The following is a 24,763-nucleotide window of genomic DNA, read 5'->3' as shown; positions in this document are numbered from 1 at the left end:
CTTTGTAAGATGCAAAGTTAATTTATTGTGGCAACATCTCTCTATATACGCCTCTGTCAATTGTAATATTCAAGCGCTTCAACATACCAGGCATATCAAATCCCTCCTTCTTATACGATGCCTGTACCGTTTCCCTGGCCTGTTCGAATGCAGCCTTATTGGCCCATACTGCTACCGTTACACATACTGTATTGCCATCACTGTCTGTATAAGTATATGCTGCATCCCTGATAAAACCAGGCACCGTTTTGATAAGATCGCGGTTGATCTTCACTCTTTCAAAGAACTCTTTTGTGGCGCCTGCGGGAACAATGAACTTGTCTATGAAAATCACATTGTCCGGGCTACCATTAATGTCACGGGGAAGCACACCCAGTTCCTGCAAAAAACCTAACCGATTGGTGAGTGTTTCACTATGAATGACTTTCCCATCCTTTAACTCGTATGCAACCACGCCATCACTTGCCACTCTTCTTCCGGTAGCCGGGATATGTTGGAACGTACCACGGTGTGTACCCTGAAATTGCTGGAATACAACCACTTTATTACCTTCTGCCACCACATCTTTCACTATCCATTGTGCGTCCGGGAAAGCATCAGTCAATCCGGTAACCACCTGTTTGAAATCAGGACCGTCATAAGCGGCTGATATCAGCTCGGGCAGTAAAGCTGTATTTCTTTTGTTCATTGCCTCGTCATAGAGTCTTCTGATTACTTCTTTGTTTTGCATATTAACCTCCTTTTTGTTTGCAACCTGCGCTATGGTCATCTGAGACAACAACATCGCTGAAACCAGGTATAGTAAGCTTTTCATTGATTTTTGTTTTTACAAAGTTACCGGGGGCAGAGGGGCCGGAATTGTAAAAAATCATTGATTTAAGCTTTACCTACATTATCATTGGGTGGTTAGAGGATAAGTATAACCGTGATTCGTGAGACAATGTTAGTGAAGATCTGAATGCGGTTTTGAACAATGTCCTTCAACTGCCAAAAGCTGTCCTTTAACTGCAAAATGCTGTCCCTTAACTGCATTTTCCTTCGCTGTGGAAAAGTGCTGCCGTGAGGCGCAAGGCCCGGGATATAACCAGGATATGACCAGGATATGACCAGGATTAACTTCCGATTATCCTCCGATTTGATCGGAAGACAATCGGAAGTTAATCCTGGTCATATCCTGGTCATATGCAAGTTTGAATCAATAAAAAAGGGGCTGAAAATATAGCCCCTTTTTAAAATACGTTTATTGTATAGCTGCTTCTGCCACTCATATCCAGCATTTTCCTGCCGAATAAGTACGCGCATTACCTGCTATCAGCACACGTTCTCCCATATCCGTGCAATAAAGCGTTCCCACCCTTTCAGACAACTGGTGGGCAGTTAATTCCTTCTTCTGTAAGCGCTCACTCCAATAGGGTATCAGTGAACAATGAGCTGACCCGGTAACAGGATCTTCCAGTATAGATGCCTGTGGCGTAAAAAAGCGGGAAACGAAGTCGGAGTCGCTACCCTGTGCAGTAACAATCACTCCTCCGGGGTCCAGATTGATCTGGTCCAGCACCTGCCGGTTAATCCTGATATCCCGTATGTCACTTTCGGCGCCATATACCAGTACATAGTCACGTGCTTTCAATACAGCCAGTGGCTGTCTGTCCAAAGCCCTGCTGATAATGTCCGGCAGCGGCGCTTCGACAGGCTTCCTGGAAGGGAAATCCAGCACATACAGGTCGTGCTTAAAACTAACTTCCAGCTGTCCGCTGGCGGAGCTGAATAATATCTTATCCTTTCCATAACCGAGGATCGTCTTTATCACATGGGCAGTTGCCAGCGTGGCATGCCCGCAGAGGTCCATTTCTATATCCGGAGTAAACCAGCGCAAAGCGTAACCATCCCCCTGAGGAATGAAAAAAGCCGTTTCGGCTACCGCATTTTCCCTGGCCAGCAACAATAACTGGTCATCAGGCAACCAGGATTCAAGGGGAACAACACATGCCGGGTTACCACCAAAAACATGGTCCGTAAAAGCATCTACCTGGTATAAGTTAAGTTCGGTCATGTCAAAACATTCTATCTAAACAGAGAAAGTCAGCATATGCTGACTTCCCAATAATTTTTTAAACTGATCAGTTACTCTTCGTCTTCATCATCATACTCATCTTCTTCCAGCCACTCAAGATAGGAATAGTACCATTCTTCCAGCTGGTCAAGGAGTTCTTCCTTCTTACCAGGAGCATTTTTGAAGTACTCATCGACATTATCAACCTCTGCCACAATATCAATATAAGCCTTCTCCTCGTCTTCTTCTACCCGTTTAGCGAAGAAACGTGGCTGCTCGGTATGAAAGATATATTCATTGTCAGGATCCGTTACTGGATCGTCTGCAATCATAAACTTGGGTAACTTTGCCATATTAATATATTTTTATTGATAATAACCACGATTTAAAGACCAGACAAAAGTATCGATAAATCATTTACACCACAAAAACAGTTTTTGTTTTTTATACCCTGTTATACCTGCAAACTACCCACGACTGCAACGGCAGTTACATTGAAACAGACCTGACCATTAGTCGCCTATTGTTGAACAATATTTTCTATGATCCTGTTCAATACACTAAGGGTTAATTTATACTCGGCATCACTGATTCCACGCATCATATGTGCAGCCCTTTCCTGCTGCAGCGCTGCAAGATTTTTATAGCCCTCCTCTCCTGCCGCAGTAAGGGAACATGTATCTTCTGCCCCCATCACTACCCAACCACGGTCTGCGAATGACTGTATGATCTCCCCATATTCCTGTACGGTAACGAAGTTCTTTACTTCCTGGAAAAACTGCCAGGTATTGATGCGTCCGCGCTCTGCAATGTTCCGTATCACCATCCAGTGAAAACGTGTGACAGAGAGGTCTTTGAAACCATCATTCATATAAGATGTGATTTGCTGATCGGCCTCTTTGAGGTACCAGCCAATAGGCTTATTAGCTTCCATAGTTATAGTTGTAAACGTTGTATTATTCTTTCTGAAAACTGACCGGCGTCCTGCCTGTCCATCTTTTAAATGCCCTTGTAAAAGCACTTAGCTCATTATACCCCAGCATATACGATATCTCTTTTACGGGATAGCCGCCTTCTTCCAGGTAATGAATAGCCAGCGATTTTCTGACCTCATCGGCTACATCCTGGTAGCTGATGCCCTCCTCCTTTAGTTTACGTTGTAATGTTCTGGGACTGACGTTAAAATTAGCAGCAATCTCATTCAATGAAGGTATTCCAAGATACGCATTTGTCAGCAGGTAATGCCGGATCTTCTCTCCTAATGCTCCCGTCGTTACTGTTGTGCTTTCATTGACTCTTCGCAATAAAGCCTGCTGCATATCATAGTTCGCTGTAAGCAGGGGCTCCTGCTGGTATTCGCGGTCAAACGCGAGTGCATATTCAGCACTTTTCTCTACTGTACACCGGAATACCCTTGCATATTCTTCCGCATTCCCGACGCGGTAGGGCAATCGTACGGCGACAGGCTTTATTTTCCGCAGCAATAACCCATCCATTTCATGCACTACAAAAACCATGAACAACTCCAGTGTCTGGCGAAAGGAAAAAGCCTCCGGTCTTTCTGTCTGTGGCAGGAAGCGAATGGTAAAGACAGTTCCGGAAGACTCCACCACTATTCTGAACAAATCCGTCAGCAGGTACGCTAAAGATGATGCCTTCTCCACTGCCATCCCTACTGTATCACTGGTTCTGATGATTTCTCCGACAATACCAAGGGCCGACAATTGCAATGACTCGCCAAAGTGCAATCCGAATAGCGGATCTTCCGACAACTGGCTGGCCTGTTGCCACAATGCATCCAGCTGCTGGTTACTAACAGCGTAACCGGTATCGGCTTTTAATGCAGCCAGTTCTATTCCAGACAAGCGGCAAAGCTGTGTGGCGGGAATGTCTCGCAGGGCCGCATAGGCTATCAGGTTCAGCACAAAATGTCTCCGGCTATTCTCCATAACATGTCGTGAAATGGTAATTGTTTGTCGTATAAAGATAATAATGCCGGGGCGTTCAGGAAATAGTTTTGCTATATCAAATCACTCAATTAAAAACAAACAATATGGAAAATCAGGCTAAACAAGTAGTTACTCAATTTCTGACCGCAGTACAAAAAGGCGATAACCAGACACTTGCTGCATTACTGGACACCGCTATCGAATGGGACCAACCTGGTAATAATCGCTTCTCCGGCATCAAGAGAAATGTCACAGAAGTTTTTCAGATGGTGGGCGGTATGTTCGAAGTGACAGGCAACACCCTTCGCCTGGCTGAGATAAAATCAATTACCACTAATGGCAACAGCGTAGCCTGTCTTATCCGCTGGACAGCTACACAACCTGGAGGTCAGCAACTGGATGTGGACAATATCGACGTGTATACTGTAACGGGAGGCCGGATCGTGAAGGCAAGGATCTATTCAGCTGATATTACACAGGAAGATAATTTCTGGGGCAAGTAACTTACTGGCACACTATTCGTTCTATAAGGCAAAACTTGTTACATGAAACCATATTTTGTAGCTGCTGCCTTGTTAGCGATGTTTAGTTGTCAGCAACCTGCCAGTAATACACCTGAAACGGAAGAGCAGGACACCAGTACTGTAACTGTTACAGCGCCGGCATCGGCACCCGCTCAACAGTGTTATACTAAGATCTCTGGAAAGGACACCTCCTATCTTCAATTTAAAACTGACAAGGAAGTAATTGATGGGCGGTTGGAATACCACCTTTTCGAAAAAGATAAGAACGAAGGCGTTATTATGGGTACCATTGCCAATAATGTTATCAGGGCTGAATACAGCTTTATGAGCGAAGGTACGATCAGCAAAAGGCCCATCGTATTTAAAGTGGAAAACGACCAGGTATTTGAAGCAATATCGTCTTCTCTTGACGCCGAGGGAAATCCTGTATTTGACAAAGATCAAAGTAAGCTGAAGTTTGAAGATGTTCCTTTTGTAAAAAGCGCCTGCAAATAACAGCATACACCTGCATAACAAAGCCCCGCGAAGTATCGCGGGGCTTTTTGTTGTAGGGCTAATGGTTGGTTAAATAGGTTTTATAGGATAGGATAACTGATGTCATTGTCTTATAAAAATATCAACTACTTTTCCCGGGAGGCCATCCACCTGGCTGAGTATATTACCATACTTACCGGTACTTATATCGAGTGTATAAATGCTGTTTTCTGTGCCTGCAACAAGCCTATTGCCATCCTCCTGCATCTTTATCATCGTCACCTGCTTTCCGCCGAAATTGGCATCCAGCTGTCTCAACTCCTGGTTAATCGGGTTGTAACGGTAAATCTTATCATTTGAAGTGAAGAAGAACGTTCCTACAGGAGATGACTGCCATTTGGTTTGAGCGGTAAGGAGACTATCGCCTTTAAATTTACGCTTGTAACCTGTTTTGAAACGCGAATTCCCCTTCAGGAAATCCAGGCTGAACTTCAGTTCATAAGCCTGGCCAACGCTGTCGCAAAATGCATAAACATCATTCTCCGTGATCTTCTCCATCTCCAACAGGTCCATCTTCAGATTCTTGGGATTAAAAAGTGAATCTTCCTGGATGTAATCTGTACCGAAATAAGTGGTCGGATCAAAACGCAGGAAACACTTCTTCACCTTATCAAATCCGAGGTAGTAAGCCCCGTCATTGGTGTAAGCATAAACAAGGTCTGAAGCCAGATTATAAACACCCGGCACCGGACTACCGAAATAACCGTAATAGGTGCCGAACGGAGCTGTTTCCGTAGTACCTATATACAGTTTTTCATTCATTACGGCAGTAGTAGTTCCATTAAGCAGGCGCTGGAAGTAATTAGGGAGCAACTCTCCCGGCGGATCATAAAAGTTTTCCTTCAGGTACTTCATCCGTTTCAGATCATCACTGTTAATTTCAACCGCAGGATTTGCCGCATCTGCACACACGATCCAATATGCGAAATTAACATTCATATAACCGGTGTTTCTCAACGGAATAATCTGTAAAGGATTTGTTCCAATGTTCTCACCATTAATTGATGGATAAAGATCCGACTGTACTGTGCCGTCCGGTTTTATGAACGACAATTTGGCCTGTCCCCCTTGGTCCGTCAATACCAGCGTACCTGTCGTGAATGCAGTTTTCCCGCTTATAACAAATTTGTAGTAATACTGCATACCGGTACCGTTGTCCCTCACTGTCAGCAAAGCATTGTACTTCTTTGCGCCCAGGCCATAAACAATTCTCAGTTCTGTTCCTGTATAATCATCGGAACGTGCTTCTTCCGGGATGTCGATCTTCCAGTAACAGGTCATATCAGTTCTCCCTTCGGGTAACACGATTTTAGGAGATATGACCAGGCTATCTCCTGTAAATACCGTATAAAGCGTATCCAGATCAGATACAAGCGGTTCACCGAGTTTTATATAGTCATAGTTCCCTTTATCTTTAAAGCATGCCGAAAGAAAGGGCACTAATGAGGCTATCAGTATATATAAAAGTCTTCTTTTCATTGTACAAGATTTAACTTAGACACGCTTACCATTTTCATCCCTGAAATAATACCGACCGTCATCAGGATTCTTTTCCAGGCGATATTTACTATCAGGATTCTTACTGCTATAGAAATAATAATACCCGTCAGCTTCCATCGTGATCACATACCCTTCTTCTGCATATTGCTGCACCCACTTGAACGGATCCAGCAGGAAAGACTTGAAGCGCCTTGTGTGATACAATGCTTTAGGGATCACGTTAAAGTCCTGAAAGTTGGTACCAAGTTCAGTGGTGCCCGACACCCTGATAAACAATTCATGTTTTACCCTTGAATACTCCCCTAATTCACCTGCCCACGCGTTCCACCAGGTGGGTTTCTCCAGTCGGTTGGAGAACTTCACAAGACCCTTGTTCTGCAAGGTGAACGCTACCCCCAGATCTTCTGTTGGCATCAGCGTAAGTCCGATAGTCAGCGTTTTTGTTTTCAGCAGCGTGTCCTTATTGAGGAGGATCAACGGCACCATACAGATGCCCGAATCTGCAGACATAATATATTTATCCTTTAAAGGAACATAGTGAACAGATGCTTTTGCAGTCGTGCTGCTATCCACTGTTTTTAATATGAATGCCCTATCCCTGCTTACACGAAAACCTGAGATCCTCACCGGGATAAATACCGTGTCTTCACCTTTATCGGGGAAATAGGCAAAAGAATAAAGAAGGCTGTCTGTTTTATCATCATCCTCATCGGGCATAAAATCAAAATAGACATTCTCAGTAGTATTGAATAAAGGCGTTTCTTCTTTCTTGCAGGCAATACATACCATACAGCAAAGAACACCGAATAAAAGATATTTTTTCATCTGGCTGTAGGTTTATTTATCTGTTACCAAATTGGATTTCATCGTCTGGCAGTGGCAGTACAAACATCTTGTTAGTAGCGGCATAACTGGCGCCAGCCAGGCCGGTAACTGGTCTGTTCAGCCGTTTGTACATGTAGAAGATCTGACCTTCACCATAAAACTCCTTACGGCATTCTTTCACCAGCTCTGTCATAAATACATCCTTAGACGGCTCATTGGTGATAGCCGTACCTATTCCTCTGTAGAACCTTACAGTGTTGAAATATCCCCATGCTTTCAGTGGGTCCGTATCAAAAGTGCACTCAGCAGCTATATAATACATCTCGCTTAAACGCAGCGCGGGCGCCATCTGGTAATGAATATTGGCATCGCCGTCCCTGTAGTATTTCTCAAGCTGCATGCGTGTTCCTAATCCTCCACTCTTTTCACTGAACCATTGTTTATAACGGAAATCCTCACCACCCACGGTACCTGTTTCATAAAGGTTCTGCCCTTCACTGGAAGTGATGAACAATGCACTCTCTCCATCGCGGAAGCGGGTATTCAATGCACCGGATGTATTTGGAATATACCATCCGAACAACAGCTCCCTGTACAGGATACGGTCCTTCTTCTCATCATCCGGGTTCAGGAAATCATTCTGACGTGTCCAGGGGAATTTATTCGAGTTGATCACTTCCAGTGCACTGGCGAGCGCTTTCGCTTTATCACCTTTGTACAGATAAATCCGGGCCAGTTCTCCACACACAGCATAATAGTTCATGCGATGGCGACGATTCTGCAGGAACAACGGACCTGTTTCCTCGGTACTGGAATCTTTCACGGGATATCCTACCTTATAACCCGCGTCCAGAATAGGATCAGATATCTTCAATAATTCCCTGGCAGCAGTGAGGTCCTGGATCGCTGTGTCCAGCACACCTGCGACAGTAGACATCGGTGTTACTTTATTGGTAAAGTCTACAACATAGGGAATAGCCAAGGCACCAGGATCATTTACATAGGAAGGACCAAATAAACGCAGCAGATCAAAATGAAGATATGCACGCAATGCCAGCGCCTCTCCCTTGATCAGTTCATATTCCCGTCCTGTAAAAACATCCTTCTTAGCATCTATATGATGCAGTATAAGATTACTGTTGGCGATAGCAGCATACAATGCCTTCCATGCATCATCCCTTCTATTCATGAAGTGCTCATCATCATAATTATACAGTGCCGTCTGCCGGTATGCCTGTGGGTCCAGGTTTGTAATAACATAATTCTGCGCCAGTACATCCAGAAAGCCACAAGTGATCTCCTTGCCATAGCTATCTTCCCGGGCACAACGGCTGTACACTCCATTTAACGCCTCTTCAAAGCCGGCCTGTGTACTAAAAAGTACGTTCTGCGCTATTTCCGATTGCGGTGTCACATCCAGCCATTTCTTACATGACACCAGGCCCGCCATCAATATTATGAGTAGATAATATTTCTTCATCTTGCTTCTTTTTAGAACTGAGTAGATAATGAGAATGTGAATGTTCTCGCAAACGGATAGTCAATACCTCTTTCCGCCTCGATCGTGGATGTACGCCATACATCATTCAGGTTCAATGCACAGCGCAGGTTGTTCATCTTATAACGTTTGGCTACTGTTGGCGGAACATTATAAGCCAGATAAACTGATCTCAGTTCTATCACATTGTCACGCTGTACAAAACGGGAGGAAGTACGGGTCGAACCATGGTCCGCTATGTCTTTGTATAAAGCATGATCGCCCGGGTTCTTCCAGCGGGAGTCGAGTACACGCTGGTCTACATTATACCGCGGATCAGCATTCTCCACACGGTCTACCAGTGTCTGATTATAAAGGTCTCCACCTCCTTTTCCATAGAAACGCACCTCAGCTATCCAGTTGCGATAGTACATGCCGGCGCCGAATGTTCCTTCTATCTTCGTCGTCATGTCGCCTACCGGTACCATGTCTTTCACACTGTAGATATGTGTATAGGTGCCATCTTTTTTTACAAAGATCTCTTTACCGTTCTCAGGATCGATTCCCATTGATCTTACCGCATAGATGGTATTGAGCGACTCTCCTTCCCTGAAACGCAGCAATGGAACAGAGTTCAGGTTAGGATCAGATTCCTGTTTATCATCTACCTTATCGTTGTAACTCTTCAGCGCGTTAGAGATCTTGGTGATCTTATTCTTATTGGTCACCAGGTTAGCAAACAAGTTGAAAGACCAGTCATTTCCTCTCAGCACCATACTGCGTACGTTCACTTCGAAGCCCCTGTTGATCATTTCACCCAGGTTGGCTTTGTACTCAGTATAACCGGCGGATGGAGGTACAATAATATCCGCCAGCAGGTCTTTGGTTAATTTATAGTAGTAACGTGGATTGATGTAAAATCTTCCGTTGAACAGATCCAGTTCTACACCGGCATCATAGTTCTTCGTACGTTGCCATTTCAGTGCAGAGTTACCATAGGCCTTGAATATAGCGCCTACGCCGGTAGAGTACCAGTCATTGCTGTAATACTGATAGGTGGTATTGGATAAATAGGACGGAAAGGACACATCGCCCGTCAAACCGGTAGTGGCCCTTAAAGTAAGCTGGGAGATGATATTACGGGGAATGAACTTTTCGTTATGTACATTATAACCTATACCGTAAGACCAGAAGGTAGCCATCCTGGAGTCGGTACCGAACTTGGATGAACCATCCAGACGAACGGTACCATCCATCAGGATCTTGTTTTTATAGGAATAGTTAGCGTAAAGGAAAGAACCGATTAACCTGTCCTGTGCATATTCTCCATCGGGAGAACCATCTATTTCATAGCGGCGGGCAAAACCTATCTGGGAGAACCTGTCATTAGAGAACCCCTGCGCTACAAATGTTTTCCTGTCATTACTTCTGTTCTGGATATTGGTACCCAGTGAAAGGTTGAGGAAACTGTGACGGATCTGTTTTGAATAACTCAATGTCAGGCTACCATCTGCCTGCCAGAAATCTTCGTCAGCAAAAGTATACTTACCACGATCCTTCAACGCATCGCCGGTTACATTATAGTAGTCGTTACTGAGAGGAGACACAAATTTATCAGCAGTAGACCTTCTTTTCGTCAGGCTGATCTGTCCTCTTAATCTCAATGCAGGATCTATCGTCCATTCACCGGAAAATGCATCCATGAATTCCACATATTCAGACTTCTCTACGCTTCCGGTAGTCGCTTCATATAGCGGGTTTAACACAGGGTCGGTTTGAGGCGTAGCAGCGGCCCCGGTCCGATAACTCCATTTATCTATTTCACGCAACAACCGTCCTGTAGAATCTGTCATCGGATAGTAGGGATTCATTCTTACATAGTTCGAAAACTCCCGGTAAGGAGACTCTCTTCCATCCACCTGCGATATGGAGATCTGGTTCCTGAACTGGATCTTGTTCTGTACATTATAAGACAGAGAAGCAGCCAGTCCATAGCGCTTTCTGTAAGAGCCTTTCATGACACCATTGTTGGTCTGGTAACGTACGTCGATACCATATTTTACTACCGGTGTTCCACCTTCAAGATAGAGAGAATGCTTATGTCCCAGATCTACCTGCAGCGGTTGTGATAACCAATAAGTGTTTACACCGCTCAGTACATTCTTCTTTTTCTGATAGTAACGCATCTCCAGATCAAGCGGATTACTTACCTCGTCAGACACATACAATTCAGCCAGCCGCTCATATTCCAGTTTGTCAGCAGCATTCAGCACATGGTAGTCAGAAAGATCAGGCGCATTCAGTGTCATTTCATAACCATAGTTCACTGTCAGCTTGCCTTCTTTCGGTGTCTTGGTGCGGATCACGACAACGCCATTCGCCGCTCTGGAACCATAGATAGCGGTTGCTGCAGCATCCTTTAACAAAGTAAGGGAAGCGATCCTGTTCGGATCAAGGTCAAAGATGCTCTGCACATTCACTTCATAACCATCCAATATAAAAGTCGGCTGATTGGTTACTCCTGTCAGCATACTATTTCTGGTCAACTTGGAAACGTCGGCGCTGGGAAGAGCCGTAGTACCTCTTACATTGATATTGGGTATCCTGTTGGGATTAGATCCCAGGATGTTATTCTCTACCAGTTTGAAAGAAGGATCATAGGACTGAAGACTGCTGAGAATATTCTGAGGATTCACCCTTTTTACATCATCAGCCGTTAGCACAGTAGCAATACCTGTAAAGCTCTCTTTTTTAATTTCGTAGTATCCTGTTACCACCACATCTTTCACCGCCTGCACATCTGTCTTCAGGCGAACGTTAAGAACAGTCTGCCCTTTCAATACTATCTCCTGTGATTTAAAACCGATGAAGCTGAAAATCAGGTGCGCATTTTCAGGAACATTCTTCAGTTCATACTTACCGTCGTTGGCGGTATGCACACCATTTGAAGTTCCCTTAACTACAACAGTTACACCAGGCAGCGCTACCCCTGCATCATCTGTAACGGTTCCGCTAATGTTGACCATTACCGGCTTTTGCTGTTCTTCTGTTTCTTTTTTTTCGGCAGAAGGTATAGGCTTGGGAGCAGGAGCTGGTGCTTCCTGTTTGTATATGATATATACATTCGCCCCTGCTTCTTCAGCTTCTAATTTAAGCGGCTTCAGAAACCTGTTCAGGTACTGTATGAATTTTTCAGATGTTGTTTTTGCAGCAGGAGGTTCCGTCTGCATGCTCCCGATGCTCTGACCGATGTAATTAATTCTTACTTTGTACCTGGTCTCCAATGAAACAAGGACCTCTTTCAGTGACTGCCGTCCACCTTCATGCTGTGTAGCATTGATTGATGAAAACAGCTGTTGCTGTTGAGTATAATGGCTCTTATTGCCTGCGTAGCCCATGGCAGGCAATAGTAATAACAGGGCAGCACGACTCCCCATACACCTAAAGTAATTTCCAGGCATAAGCAATAGATTAAGGTTGGTTGATTTTTATAAACTAAACTAGACTAGGTTTTCTTTTTCCTGATGCTATAACTGTTATTGTCCTTTTTTTCGATAACCACATGTAAGGAACGAGATAAAGTCCTGAAAAATATTTCTACATCCGACATTGGTATGCTACCTGTAAATAACTCTTTCTGTAATTCCTGATCTTCTATATTCAAATTGATTCCTAGATTTTCCTGTAACACTGCAGCAACTTCCACAATAGGTGTTTCATTAAAAACGAACATATTGTCAAGCCATGCATTATAATCAGCAGGATTTACATTCCTGCGGACCAACTGACGAGTGGCAGTGGAATAGCTCACCATTTCACCCGGCTTCATTTTAATATCCTCCTGACCTTCGCCATTCAGCTTTAATTTTACAGCTCCGTTATTCAATACCACACGCGTCATTACCCTCCTGGTGTTTACGTTAAATTCGGTACCGATCACCTGTACATCTACGTCTGATGTATGTACGAGGAAAGCCGCATTGTCATTATCATGTACAACAGAGAAAAAGCCTTCTCCGTCAAGCCATATCTCACGCGTGCTATTTCTGCTGATACTGTACCTGAGTGTAGAATTAGCGTTCAGCCTTACCACTGAGCTATCCGGTAATACTATTTTCTTAGTTTCACCATAAGTCGTGGCATAGGTAACTTCGATAGCTTTTCCCCTATGGAGGAAAAGCCAGCTAGCTGCTGCAACAGCAAGTACTCCCAGGAAAACTGCGGCATAGCGCCACATTGCAAAGACGGCCGTCTTCTGAGGAGTCTCCCGGATAGTATAGGCGATCCTGCTCCAGACTTCTGCCTGCTCTTCCGCTGTAGGTGTATATTCCTCAGTTCCTATCATCAACAATACATCACGGGCCTGCTCGGCGGTATTACGTTGATCAGGGTTTTCACGCATCCAGGTTTCCCAGAAAAGCTCAGTATCGTAGTCGGGATCAGTGATCCATTTACGGAACAGTTCATCATGCAGAAAATCCCTTACTGTGTAATCTTTGTAATCCATAATCGGGCGCTACTCAGCTAAGCTTTATATACTAAAGCAACAGAATCGAAAAATCTTAGCGTCTTTTTCGATCTTTTTTTAAAAAAACTATAAAATATTTAGAAGCTTCTGTGTTGTCCCCCCCAGGAAATTAGTAAAACCATCAGTTCTCCGCTATGATTTTTAAGATAATTCAATGCTTTTGATAATAATACGTATGTGGAGTTAATACTTAACGACATAATTTCGGCGGTTTCCTCGGTTGACAGCCCCTCATAATATCGTAGGTAGAGGATTTCTTTCTGGCGCTTGGGTAATTTATCGATCACTTTGGCGAGCTTCCTTTTTCGCTCGTCATGAGACTGCTGGTCTATCATTTTTTGTTCATGAGAAGGCATATGAGAATGATTATCAGGCCCAAAACTGCCAAATAAACTGAATATGCCGTCTTTCTGAATGTGCTTTGCGATATGTCTTTTGAGGCTGGCGAACAGGTAAAACCTGATATTGTCCGTAACGGACAAATTAGCACGGCCATGCCACAGTGCTACAAAGAGGTCATGTATGCAGTCCTTTATCCGGCTGCTGTCCGCATGTAACTTCATCCCATACTTATATAATGCTGGGAACCATGTATTATAAATGAAGGCCAAAGCGCCCTCATCCCCATTTATCAGCCTGCTCCAAAGCTCCTGGTCTGAAAGCTCGGTATACCAGATCTCCTCCAACTATTACCTTTTAAATTATACTATCATATATGGTGGCCTCTAAAAATATGGAAGATGTTGCTGGCATCAAAATTGAATAAAAATATTCGCATTGACTTTACACAACTTTAAAATCATAGTTATGAATTCAACAACACTGCGTAAAGGGCTGTTAGCCGCTACAATTACAGCGTCAGCGCTTTTCTTTGGTCAGCAAGGCATAGCCCAGGGCATAGATAGTACAGCAAAAAAAATAGGTAAGAAAACAGCCTCAGTAGCTAATAAAACCGCCAATAAAACCGCTTCTGTGGCCGTGAAAGGGGCCATGAAGATCACCGATAAGACATATAAAGGCAAGGAAGGTCCCAACGGAGAGACCGTATATATCGACAAAACAGACAGAAAATACTACGTGGACGACAAGGGTAAAAAGGTTTATCTGAAACCGTCTGAGATACGCGATAAGCAGGAAAAGTAATGAAAACAGTAAGGGGACGTCCATACCGGCGTCCCCTTATTATCTTATTGCCAGTACAATTAACTCATTTCGCTAAGCTCCAGCCAGCGCATGCCTTTTTCGTCCAGCAGCTGGAGAATTTCCCCGATGCGGCGGGATAATGGTTCCAGCTGCTCATAAGGCAGGTCGCCCGCGCTCATCTTTGCATCTATCTCCTTCTTTTCTGCCTCCAGCGCTGCAATGTCTTTTTCCAGCAGTTCCAGTTCACGTTTCTCCTTAAAGGACATTTTTCTTGTCTCTGTTACCGGGGCGGCAGCCGCTACCGGCTTCTCAGGAGCCTTATTTTCAGCCCGGGCCTCCTCCCTGTCTTTTTCAGAACGGTCTTTTTCCCATTCCCTGTATTGGGTATAGTTTCCCGGGAAGTCGCGTATCTCTCCACCACCTTCAAACACAAACAGGTGATCCACCAGTTTATCCATAAAATACCTGTCGTGGCTTACGATAATGATACAACCCTGATAAGACTGCAGGAACTCTTCCAGGATGCTTAGCGTAGGCAGGTCGAGATCGTTCGTCGGTTCATCCAATACCAGGAAGTTCGGGTTGCGGAAAAGGATGCTCAACAGATGTAATCTTCTTTTCTCTCCTCCGCTTAGCTTGGAGATGTAGGTATACTGTTTTTCAGGAGTAAAGAGGAACAGTTGCAAAAACTGCGCTGCGCTGACTTTTGTACCATCCGCCAGGGGGAAGTTCTCGGCAATGTTCTTAACGAACTCTATCACCCGCATGTCTTCCTTCACAATCAGTCCTCGCTGATCATAGTTACCAAACACTACCGTTTCGCCCGTATTGATCTTACCGGAATCCGGCTGTTCAAGTCCTAGCAGCATATTCACGAAGGTCGACTTTCCGACTCCGTTCTTTCCTACTATACCTACACGTTCTCCCTTTTTGAATGTATAGTCGAATCCCTTCAGGATCTTAAGATCACCGAAGGACTTGTATACTTTCTTCAGCTCTATGATCTTTCCACCCAGACGCGTCATTTTCACATTCAGTTCCAGCTGCTGTTTTTCCAGCCGTACGCTGGCCCTTTCCTTTACCTCTTCAAAAGCGTCTATACGGGATTTGGATTTTGTCGTCCGGGCCTTGGGTTGTTTCCTGATCCATTCCAACTCCTTACGGAACACGTTCCTGGCCTTCTCCACACTCGCCTTATCCTGCTCTTCACGGATTGCTTTCTTTTCCAGGTAGTTCTCGTAGTCTCCTTTGTAAATGAACAGCTGTTGCTGGTCAATTTCCATGATCTCATTGCAGACACTGTCCAGGAAGTAACGGTCGTGCGTTACCAGCAAGAGGGTTACATTCTCCTGGTCGAGGTAGTTTTCCAGCCATTCGATCATACCAACATCCAGGTGGTTGGTAGGTTCGTCCATGATCAGGAGTGTATGGCGGTGTTCAAACCCGATGTCTATCAACACTTTGGCAAGCGCCACACGCTTCAGCTGTCCTCCGGAAAGGTTGCCCATTTTCTGATCCAGGTGATGAATATTCAGTTTTCCGAGAATCTGCTTCACTTTGGAGTCGAAATGCCATGCGTTCAGCTCATCCATACGCTCGATGGCTTTGGTCAGCTTATCAACGTCTGGCTCCTCTTCCTGATCGTCCGTTAGTATTTCGTAGTCCCTGATAGCAGCCAATACCGGATGGGACTGGGAAAACATATGTTCAGAAATGGATTTTCCCGGTTCAAAAGCAGACTGCTGCTCAAGCATTACCACCGTCACATCTTTATGGATCCAGACGGTACCGGCATCCGGCGATTCCTGTCCACAGAGGATCCGGAGTAATGTCGATTTGCCGGCGCCATTCAGAGCTACCAGCGCGATCTTGTCTCCTTCTTCTATATGGAAAGAAATGTCCTTGAAAAGCGGCCCTGCGCCAAAAGTTTTTGTGAGTCCTTCTACCGTAACGTAATGCATGGCGCGAAGTTAGTAAAATGTCAGGATGCCTCGCAGGTGGAAATAAAAAAGCCTCCCGGCTGACCGGGAGGCGCTAAAACTACTTTTCTATTACTTATAGATCATAATACAGCTGACGGAAGGAGCTTCTCAGACCCACCTGGAAAATCAGCTCACTGTTCTTCCACTGACTATTGCTTTCCCTTCTGGCGGTAACGGATGCCTCGACTCTAAGATTGTACTTTGGATTTAGCAGATAAGCTGCGGTACCCTGTACATATAGCAGATTGGTCTTAAGCCCCTGGCCAATATGGTTTCCAAAATCCACTGTACGGGTGGTATAGGATTTATTAATGTCTTTACCATAGTTCACACCGGCTGTGTCCAGTCCGTACTTCGCCAGGGTGATCTGACCACGGAGGAACAAGCGCTTATACCTATAGTCTGCGATATTCACCCATTCCACAAAGTTGGCCCCCATTGGGTGAGCCAGTGGCTGATTATAGTGACCATAGTTATTCAGTGTGGTACGCTGCGAATATGTATATGGTCTCGCGGCATTCACTTCTGTCAGGAAGTTCAGGTTAGCCACTTTAAAGATGCTGTTAGAACGGAAACCTACCTGGCCGCCATATTTGTTAGCCCACCAGCCTTTACCGGCAGTTATTTCACTGAACTTGAATTCATCCAGGATGAACTGTCCGTAGAATGTACTGTTCCTGGACGGTGCATATTTCACATTCAGACCTAACAGCGCATTATCAGGAGAGCCTACAGAGAATTCCACAGGACGGAGGAAAACGATCGGGTTCAGATAGCTGACATCAAATCCGCGTTTGCCTGTAGAGTCGGAATCCTGCCAGATCACCGCTTCAAATAAACCTATAGAGACTTTTTTGCTTACATTCCAGTCCAGGTAATTGAATACGCCCCATTTCTTCCTGTAGCCGTTATCGTAGGAAGCCTTAGGATATTGCATATCTATAAACTGGGACCACATCGTGGTATATTGGACCCGGCCCACATTGGCAATAATTTTAAGGAAAGGATAGTTGAAAGCCGCATCAGACAGTAACATAGAGCGATAACCGTCTCCGATGAAGTTCTTGTCATATCCCAGCTGGAACACAAAATGTTTTCCGGCTTTATAATCGATCAGTGCAGAAGAATATGCATAGTCGAAGGCTGTATTATTAGAATACCCCTTCCATTCGCCCTGCCCCGGTACGATCTTATTGGCCCTGCCAAACGCGTCGAGGTAGGCTGGCATCTTAGCCTGGTTTTCGTAGAACTCTGCCCTGAACGTCAGGTTCTTTCCGATGGTACCACCGGCAATAACACCACGTGTATTTACCCAGTTTGTACCATTGTCACTGCTGTGACCTACGATCAGATCTGGCAGAATGCTGGCGTAAAATGTGTAGTCGTCATCGTGAACCTCTAACAGATGTTCACGGAACAGTTTTCTGTACAGCCAGCTTTGCTTACGTGTCGTATCTCCTTTGGGAAGATCGAAGCTGGGCTCAATAGAGTAATCTCTCAGTGACGAGTGATAACCTTTAATGTCTGATCCGGATTGGTAAAAGCCCAGTGAATACTGGCGCCCGATACTTTGTGCATGTGCAGTATAGCTAAAAGGGATACTTAAGCAAACCAGAACAAACACAGGGGTGATACATTTCTTGAACATAAAGAAAGAATTTGCTTGCCGCTGCAAATATAAGCGTTTAGCGGTTAGGCCATAGTTGTATATTCTGTTGATCAATTCCTTTCTTTCATACTTTATAGTTTAAGCTCATATATTCCAAAAGCCAAAGATGAAATCAATCAAAAAAATCAAGGAGCACTCACACCAGCACAGTGTCTCTAATATCTGCATATACCCTGGCGATACCTTCTTCCAGCCCTATGGTGGCCTTCCATCCGAAGCCATGCAGCTTGTTCACGTCCATTAGTTTTCTCGGTGTGCCGTCTGGTTTGGTGGTATCGAATACCAGCGCGCCTTCATAACCTGTTATCTTTTTCACGAGCAATGCCAGATCTTTGATGCTGATGTCCTCCCCGACACCTATGTTCACCAATCCTTCTTCATTATAGTGTTGCATAAGATAGAAACATGCATCTGCCATATCATCAGCATGGAGGAATTCCCGTAATGGCGTACCTGTACCCCATACCACCACTTCTGCTGCATTGTTCTTCTTCGCTTCATGGAATTTACGCAGTAATGCCGGAAGTACATGTGAGTTTTTCAGATCATAGTTATCATTGGGGCCATACAGATTAGTGGGCATTACCGATACAAAGTTACAGCCATATTGTGCCCTGTATGCATCACACATTTTGATACCTGCGATCTTTGCAATAGCGTATGGTTCATTTGTAGGTTCCAGTAATCCCGTCAGCAGGTATTCCTCTTTCAGAGGCTGAGGCGCCAGCTTAGGATATATACAGGAAGATCCCAGAAACATCAGTTTCTTTACATTATTCAGATAAGCATGATGGATCACATTGTTTTGTATCATGATGTTCTCATAGATGAATTCCGCCCTGAAGGTGTTATTCGCTACGATACCCCCTACTTTCGCTGCTGCCAGGAAAACGTAATCCGGGCTTTCTTCGGCGAAGAATGCCGCAGTGGCCTCCTGGTTACGTAAGTCCAGCTCTGCGGAAGTCCTTGTCACAATATTATTAAAGCCATCCTTTTGCAGGCGCCTTACAATAGCAGAGCCTACCATTCCCCTGTGCCCGGCTACATAGATCTTATCTGTTTGTTTCATAGACTATTCGTATTGACTAAATATCTTAAATCCTGCTTCTTTGAGTAGTTTCTCCCGGCGGAACAATTCCAGATCTGCATGCACCATTTCTTTCACCAGGGCAGGCAGATCATACCTGGGTTTCCATCCCAGCTTCGTTTGAGCTTTGGCAGGATCCCCAATCAAAAGGTCTACTTCTGTAGGCCTGAAATATCTTGGATCGACAGCCACAACTTCCTGCCCCGGGCTTACGGCTGTTACATCAGCTTCGACACTTCTGACAATACCCTTTTCATGAACACCGTCGCCTTTAAACTCGATCTCTATTCCCGCTTCTTCAAAGGCCATCCTGATGAAATCCCTTACAGGCGTAGTAATACCAGTGGCGATAACATAATCTTCCGGCTGGTCCTGCTGCAGGATACGCCACATAGCCTCCACATAATCTTTTGCATGGCCCCAGTCGCGTTGTGCATTCAGGTTACCCATATATAATTTATCCTGCATACCCAACGCTATCTGCGCTACACCACGAGTGATCTTCCTGGTCACGAAAGTCTCCCCGCGTAAGGGGCTTTCATGATTAAACAGGATACCGTTGCAGGCGTACATATTATAAGCTTCCCGGTAGTTGACCGTGATCCAGTATGCATACATCTTGGCTACTGCGTAAGGAGAACGCGGGTAGAAGGGCGTTCTTTCTGATTGTGGCACTTCCTGTACCAAGCCATATAACTCAGAAGTCGATGCCTGGTATATTTTGGTTTTCTGTGTTAAGCCCAGCAGGCGTATTGCTTCCAGTATCCTCAAGGTACCGATACCATCGGCATTAGCGGTGTATTCGGGCGTTTCAAAGCTCACCTGCACATGGCTCATGGCGCCGAGATTATATATTTCATCCGGTTGCACCTGCTGGATAATGCGGATCAGGTTCGTTGAGTCAGTGAGATCGCCATAATGGAGCTTAAAACGTACATCTTCATCCTGGGGATTCTGGTAGAGGTGATCAATACGGTCGGTGTTGAACAGGGAGCTACGGCGTTTTATACCGTGGACCTTGTAGCCCTGATGTAAAAGCAGTTCGCTCAGATAAGCGCCGTCTTGTCCGGTGATGCCAGTAACGAGAGCAGTCTTCATGGTTGGAGTTATTACCTGACGAATATAACAATACAATCTTAAATAGCGTAAGATATACTTGTATCAGTACCTATATTAAGACGGCTGTACTGCCTTAATCTTATTTAAGTAGATAGCCTTAATGATCCTTTCGTCAAAAGAGTTGATCATCTTTTCACGTCCTTTTTCCCCCATTACCTTCCGTTCATGCGGAGCCAGGTTAATGACCCGTTCCATTTTTTCTGCCAGATCAGCTGCGTCTTTCTTATTGCAAAGGAAACCAGTGATACCATCATCAACAACTTCTTTACAACCTACATTATTGGTTGTAATAACCACCTTCTTCATGCTTGCTCCTTCCATGAGGGTACGGGGTATACCTTCGGAATAATAAGAAGGAAGCACAACGCAGTCTGTCTGCTCTATGAACTTTGACACATTGTCTGTTACACCGAGATAGCTGATCACACCTTCTTCGGTCCACTCATTCATTTGCTGACGTGAAATAGCTTTAGGGTTGATCACATCCATAAAGCCCAATAAAGAGCTTTCAAATTTATGACCTTTATTCTTCAGTATGCGGGATGCGTCAACAAATTCCTTTACTCCTTTATCAAATATCATGCGAGCAACGAGGATAAACCTTGTTGGATGGTCGCCAGCCTGGACTGTATCTGCGGTGACATTAAACTGATCCGTATCGATACCTTCTCCTGGCAGCAGAAAGGTCTTTTCTTCCGGTGCGATCTTCGTCTCGATAAACGTCCGCTGATCATCAGCATTCAGGAACCAGATCTCGTTTGCTTTGTTTAAGATGCGCTTATAAAGTTGCTGTGCCGCCAGCGAAATAAGATTATTGTGTGTGAATACATACCCCAATCCCGTCACCACTGCAAAAGCAGGTATTTTCAGGCGGCTGGCCGCATATACTCCATAGATATTCGGCTTGATGGTATAATTGAATACGATGGAAGGTCTGTGTTCTTTTAATATGCCGTACAACTCCCTGTAGAGGAAGTAATCGTTCAGCGGATTATAGCTTTTGGATTTCAGTTGCTTCAAAGGAATAAAACGAAATCCCATTGCCACCAGTCTATCCGAATATTCATCCGGGGGAGCGGCCACTATGATATCATATCCTCTTTCCTGAAGATCTTTCATAACTCCTCTCCTGAAGTTGTACATACTCCAGGAGGTATTTCCAGTAAATAAAATCTTCAGATTGGAAGTGCTCATATTTTTATAAACTCAATTGTATGTTAGTCCCGCAGCGGAACGATCACTTTTTTGTTGTTTGTTATAATGCTCATTGCATGTTCATGCTGCGCTGCTGTTAATGGCTGGTTCCTGCGTTTGGTAAGAATATCCTGTTTAGAAAAGAAAGTGAACAACCTGTAAATAAGCACTTTCATATCCTGTTTTAGCAACATGGTCTTTATAGTAAAAGGCGAATAGTACCTGGGTCCGTAATTCCGGATGATCTTTTTGGTACTTTCAATACTCCATGCGTAGTTTTTAATAGAGACCTTTCCTTCCCTGTATATTAACAGTGGTTCTTTTATCCTTGCAAAGGTCGATGTTTCAAACGTACGGCACCATAGTTCCTGATCTTCCGACCTGTAATAGTAAGTATCGTAGCGGTTTGCTTTAAACCAAGCAGTGCGCCCCATCACACTGGGATGTGTGAGCACTCCACTGTTCAACATTACACTGGGTGTAAAATCAATATCTTTTGTGTTCCTGATACCTACGGGCATAGTCTCAAGATCCATGGTATAGATAGTAGTATCGATCAGATCTACAGAGGGATTCTCCTCCAGGAAACGCAGTTGTTTCTCGATACGTTCAGGATGCATGATATCATCGGCGTCCATTCTGGCATAATAAGGAGTATCGGCAACCTCGATGAAATAATTCAACCAATGCACATAACCCTTATTCTCAGAATCGATATAAGTGACCCGGTCGTCCTGGATCCGGCTTAGCCATTCTGCTGTTTTATCTGTTGAGCCATCATTGACTAATATCAGTTTCCAGTTTTTATGTGTCTGGGCAAAGATGGACCGAACAGTATCAGCGATCACTTTCTCTGAATTATAAACCGGAATTGCTATGGTGACACAGATATCCTCGATATTCTTCATACTTCTACTACTTGATATATAATTGCATGTATGCTTTTGCACAGGAAGACATAGTGAACTTTTGCTCGAAGGTCTCTTTCGCTTTCTGTTGCATTGCCTTTATTGCATGCTCATTCATTTGCAGATATTCCAGAACTGCCTGGTAATATACTTCCTCATCCACCTCGGAAGTAAGAATACCATTTACGCCATTTTCCACTACACTGGGAATACCACCTACTCGCGTACAGATGGATACCTTTCCCAAGGATAAGGCTTCCAGCAATGATATAGGTAATCCTTCAAAGATAGAGGTCATAGAAAAGACATCGGAATGGTAAAGGTAGTCCAGCGGATTATTTTTCTTACCCAGGATGTGCACATTTTTACCGGCAGCAGCTGTCAGCTTTTCCAGCAACGGCTTATTCTGTTCTGTACAGTCACCCAATATCAGTGCCACCACATTTTTATCTTCCAGCCTCTTAAAGACCTGGATCAGCATCTGCTGATTTTTCTGCGGATGGATCCTGCCGAGGTTAATGAACACTCTGGTGTGCTCATCCTTTTTAAACTGGCTGATTTGACTACCAGCTTCTTTCAGCTTATCAGAAAGTACTGGCACAGGCACTCCATTGAAAATGACATGGGCGTCATTTACTTTGTAGTATTCCCGGATAGTTTCCTTTATTTCCTGCGTTAATGCTACGGTCAGAATATTCACTTTCTGCAGTAACAAACGGTGTACGTAGTTCAGTGCATAATGCACATCTTCCTTCGCAACGTTGTGAACAGTATGAACAAAGCGGATATTATGGTTATTCCTGTTTTTCCAGATGTACTTAGCCCCATAAAACAGGCCGGTAAGCATCGTATGCACTACATCCGGCTTTAGATCAGATAAAATCTTATCTAATCTGGAGAAAGTACTGAGGTCAATACCTGGCTTTTTACCAGCCGTAATAAATTTTATCTTTTTATTCAGCTCTGATAAACCTCGCTGTCCTGGTGTGTGGTCAAAAAGTGAGATAAGGTATACTTCACAATCAGGGTAAGTTGCTACTTCATTGCAAAGGTCCATGCACATTTTTTCAGCTCCCCCGTACCCCAACGTTGTAATTATATAAGCTATCTTCATGTTCCAAGAATAATATTGCGATAGGGGACAAATCTGTTTTTGCCATCGCTCGTTTCATCACTCTTTATCGGTGTATACCAACGGATAAAGATAAAAATAGTAATTATAATAAAAAAGAATACTTTGTGCATTGTATCTTTCATCAGGTACAGGATACAAGGCAAAAGTACCATAAAAGATACCCTGAAATACCCCGCGATCCTCGCAAAAACCGCAATGTCTGCAAATGCGATATACAAGCACAATCCTATCCAGCTGATATTATAAAAAACATTAAAATGCGGGTGAACTTCCAGCAGTCGTTTTTTGAACACAGTAAGCACCACCAGCCACCCCAGCCATTCTACCATTAAGGTGGTCAATGTTGCGTTGCCTTCAAACAGCTTCTTTACAATATACAGTTCATAATATTTTACCAGAATAGGATTGCCCGTGAGATTTACTAGTGCAGTGAGTATAAGGTTAACAGCATGTATCTGTTGAAAAACGATCGACAAAAAGATAAACGGCACGATATAAAAATACGGGAAACGTTTTCTGAACAGAAAATAGAGCGGAATCAGTACCAGCGCGGAAAAGTGGAAACCTGTTGCCAGTAGCATAAAGATCAGGTACTTTTTGAAATTGCCCTCCTGTATATAAGGAACAGCATAAAAAAAGAGACCGATGGCAATCCCCTGCCTTAGCTGTGAGAACAGGAAGAAATAACCATGCGCCATAAATATGAGCACGCCCAACAGAGGAAAACATTCCAGGCGGCGCAAGGTCTTAAACACCAGTATAAGGGTGATCAGGCAAAGAATAATATTCAGCTCATTAATGCCACCATTGAACAGTTTCACTGCCCATTCAAGCAACAAATATAACGGCTCCACTGCAGCCTCCTTAACGGCCTGCATACTCACTATCTGCCAGAAACTAAAGTCGTATGTTAAAATCTCCTTGTATGAACCCCAGTCTGGCCCAACTTCATTCCTGAATCCACAGAACAACCACAAGCTCAGGAACATGAAGATGAGTAATGCTTTATGTAACCATAATGGCTTCTTAATTATTGCCCAAACGCCCGGGAATAACATTGCGACATAGAAAACTATATATATAGCCATGTAATGGTCAATAAACTATGACTGTTAAAGATTCATCAAAAATCGTAA

The 24,763-nt window shown here is 44.2% G+C and carries 22 protein-coding genes; 3 read left to right on the top strand and 19 right to left on the bottom strand.

What is annotated here, in order from left to right; genetic code table 11:
- Window positions 1-22: 22 nt before the first annotated feature.
- The 5 genes from L3C95_RS05175 to L3C95_RS05155 form a co-directional block, all read right to left on the bottom strand.
- Window positions 23-814, bottom strand: a complete 792-nt coding sequence (locus L3C95_RS05175; RefSeq protein WP_236385705.1) for an ester cyclase — start codon at window positions 812-814, stop codon at window positions 23-25.
- Window positions 815-1,264: 450 nt separating this feature from the next.
- Window positions 1,265-2,053, bottom strand: a complete 789-nt coding sequence (locus L3C95_RS05170; protein WP_236385703.1) for a PhzF family phenazine biosynthesis protein — start codon at window positions 2,051-2,053, stop codon at window positions 1,265-1,267.
- A 71-nt stretch (window positions 2,054-2,124) separates the two neighbouring features.
- The gene (locus L3C95_RS05165) at window positions 2,125-2,406 is read right to left on the bottom strand and encodes a hypothetical protein (protein ID WP_106600436.1); all 282 of its coding nucleotides are present in this window, start codon (window positions 2,404-2,406) and stop codon (window positions 2,125-2,127) included.
- A 167-nt stretch (window positions 2,407-2,573) separates the two neighbouring features.
- A complete protein-coding gene (locus L3C95_RS05160) occupies window positions 2,574-2,987 on the bottom strand; it encodes a hypothetical protein (RefSeq protein ID WP_236385702.1) in 414 nt (137 codons plus the stop codon).
- A 22-nt stretch (window positions 2,988-3,009) separates the two neighbouring features.
- On the bottom strand, window positions 3,010-4,002 hold the full coding sequence (locus L3C95_RS05155; RefSeq protein ID WP_236385701.1) for an AraC family transcriptional regulator: 993 nt from the start codon (window positions 4,000-4,002) through the stop codon (window positions 3,010-3,012).
- Between the two features lie 104 nt (window positions 4,003-4,106).
- Between L3C95_RS05155 and L3C95_RS05150 the strand changes: the two genes are divergently transcribed.
- Both L3C95_RS05150 and L3C95_RS05145 read left to right on the top strand, forming a co-directional pair.
- The gene (locus tag L3C95_RS05150; protein ID WP_236385700.1) at window positions 4,107-4,505 is read left to right on the top strand and encodes a nuclear transport factor 2 family protein; all 399 of its coding nucleotides are present in this window, start codon (window positions 4,107-4,109) and stop codon (window positions 4,503-4,505) included.
- Between the two features lie 42 nt (window positions 4,506-4,547).
- Window positions 4,548-5,021 (top strand): hypothetical protein, encoded by a 474-nt coding sequence (locus L3C95_RS05145; RefSeq protein ID WP_236385699.1) that lies wholly within the window; start codon window positions 4,548-4,550, stop codon window positions 5,019-5,021.
- A 102-nt stretch (window positions 5,022-5,123) separates the two neighbouring features.
- On the opposite strand, the gene L3C95_RS05140 is transcribed toward L3C95_RS05145, so the two are convergent.
- The 6 genes from L3C95_RS05140 to L3C95_RS05115 all read right to left on the bottom strand — a co-directional run bounded on the left by L3C95_RS05140 (window position 5,124) and on the right by L3C95_RS05115 (window position 14,076).
- Window positions 5,124-6,539 carry a PKD-like family lipoprotein gene (locus tag L3C95_RS05140; RefSeq protein WP_236385698.1) on the bottom strand — a complete coding sequence of 472 codons (1,416 nt, stop codon included), beginning with the start codon at window positions 6,537-6,539 and terminating at the stop codon, window positions 5,124-5,126.
- A 15-nt stretch (window positions 6,540-6,554) separates the two neighbouring features.
- A complete protein-coding gene (locus L3C95_RS05135; protein WP_236385697.1) occupies window positions 6,555-7,385 on the bottom strand; it encodes a DUF4843 domain-containing protein in 831 nt (276 codons plus the stop codon).
- A 16-nt stretch (window positions 7,386-7,401) separates the two neighbouring features.
- The gene (locus L3C95_RS05130) at window positions 7,402-8,865 is read right to left on the bottom strand and encodes a RagB/SusD family nutrient uptake outer membrane protein (protein WP_236385695.1); all 1,464 of its coding nucleotides are present in this window, start codon (window positions 8,863-8,865) and stop codon (window positions 7,402-7,404) included.
- Between the two features lie 11 nt (window positions 8,866-8,876).
- Window positions 8,877-12,299 (bottom strand): SusC/RagA family TonB-linked outer membrane protein, encoded by a 3,423-nt coding sequence (locus L3C95_RS05125; protein ID WP_236385694.1) that lies wholly within the window; start codon window positions 12,297-12,299, stop codon window positions 8,877-8,879.
- Between the two features lie 68 nt (window positions 12,300-12,367).
- Window positions 12,368-13,369, bottom strand: coding sequence for a FecR family protein (locus L3C95_RS05120; protein ID WP_236385693.1), 1,002 nt, complete (start codon window positions 13,367-13,369; stop codon window positions 12,368-12,370).
- Window positions 13,370-13,467: 98 nt separating this feature from the next.
- On the bottom strand, window positions 13,468-14,076 hold the full coding sequence (locus tag L3C95_RS05115) for an RNA polymerase sigma factor (RefSeq protein ID WP_236385692.1): 609 nt from the start codon (window positions 14,074-14,076) through the stop codon (window positions 13,468-13,470).
- Window positions 14,077-14,197: 121 nt separating this feature from the next.
- Between L3C95_RS05115 and L3C95_RS05110 the strand changes: the two genes are divergently transcribed.
- Entirely contained in the window at window positions 14,198-14,533 is a 336-nt protein-coding gene (locus L3C95_RS05110; protein WP_236385691.1) for a hypothetical protein, read from the top strand.
- Window positions 14,534-14,592: 59 nt separating this feature from the next.
- Here the strand turns inward: L3C95_RS05110 and L3C95_RS05105 are convergent, their stop codons facing one another.
- The 8 genes from L3C95_RS05105 to L3C95_RS05070 form a co-directional block, all read right to left on the bottom strand.
- Window positions 14,593-16,494, bottom strand: coding sequence for an ABC-F family ATP-binding cassette domain-containing protein (locus L3C95_RS05105; RefSeq protein ID WP_236385690.1), 1,902 nt, complete (start codon window positions 16,492-16,494; stop codon window positions 14,593-14,595).
- Window positions 16,495-16,588: 94 nt separating this feature from the next.
- Window positions 16,589-18,163, bottom strand: a complete 1,575-nt coding sequence (locus L3C95_RS05100; protein WP_236385689.1) for a hypothetical protein — start codon at window positions 18,161-18,163, stop codon at window positions 16,589-16,591.
- Window positions 18,164-18,320: 157 nt separating this feature from the next.
- Complete coding sequence (locus L3C95_RS05095; RefSeq protein ID WP_236385688.1) at window positions 18,321-19,253, bottom strand: GDP-L-fucose synthase family protein; 933 nt, start codon at window positions 19,251-19,253, stop codon at window positions 18,321-18,323.
- Window positions 19,254-19,256: 3 nt separating this feature from the next.
- Window positions 19,257-20,369 (bottom strand): GDP-mannose 4,6-dehydratase, encoded by a 1,113-nt coding sequence (gene gmd, locus L3C95_RS05090; protein ID WP_236385686.1) that lies wholly within the window; start codon window positions 20,367-20,369, stop codon window positions 19,257-19,259.
- A gap of 75 nt (window positions 20,370-20,444) precedes the next feature.
- Entirely contained in the window at window positions 20,445-21,584 is a 1,140-nt protein-coding gene (locus tag L3C95_RS05085; RefSeq protein WP_236385684.1) for a glycosyltransferase family 4 protein, read from the bottom strand.
- A 23-nt stretch (window positions 21,585-21,607) separates the two neighbouring features.
- Complete coding sequence (locus L3C95_RS05080) at window positions 21,608-22,492, bottom strand: glycosyltransferase family 2 protein (protein ID WP_236385682.1); 885 nt, start codon at window positions 22,490-22,492, stop codon at window positions 21,608-21,610.
- A 7-nt stretch (window positions 22,493-22,499) separates the two neighbouring features.
- Entirely contained in the window at window positions 22,500-23,606 is a 1,107-nt protein-coding gene (locus L3C95_RS05075) for a glycosyltransferase (protein ID WP_262915818.1), read from the bottom strand.
- Window positions 23,603-24,715 (bottom strand): EpsG family protein, encoded by a 1,113-nt coding sequence (locus L3C95_RS05070; RefSeq protein WP_236385680.1) that lies wholly within the window; start codon window positions 24,713-24,715, stop codon window positions 23,603-23,605. Before L3C95_RS05070 ends, L3C95_RS05075 begins: the two co-directional genes overlap by 4 nt.
- Window positions 24,716-24,763: the final 48 nt, after the last annotated feature.

The organism is Chitinophaga filiformis, assembly GCF_021646545.1.
In the GTDB taxonomy this organism is placed as follows: domain Bacteria; phylum Bacteroidota; class Bacteroidia; order Chitinophagales; family Chitinophagaceae; genus Chitinophaga; species Chitinophaga filiformis_A.
The sequence above is the reverse complement of the archived record's forward strand: the minus strand, read 5'-3'. Positions and strand labels throughout refer to the sequence as shown.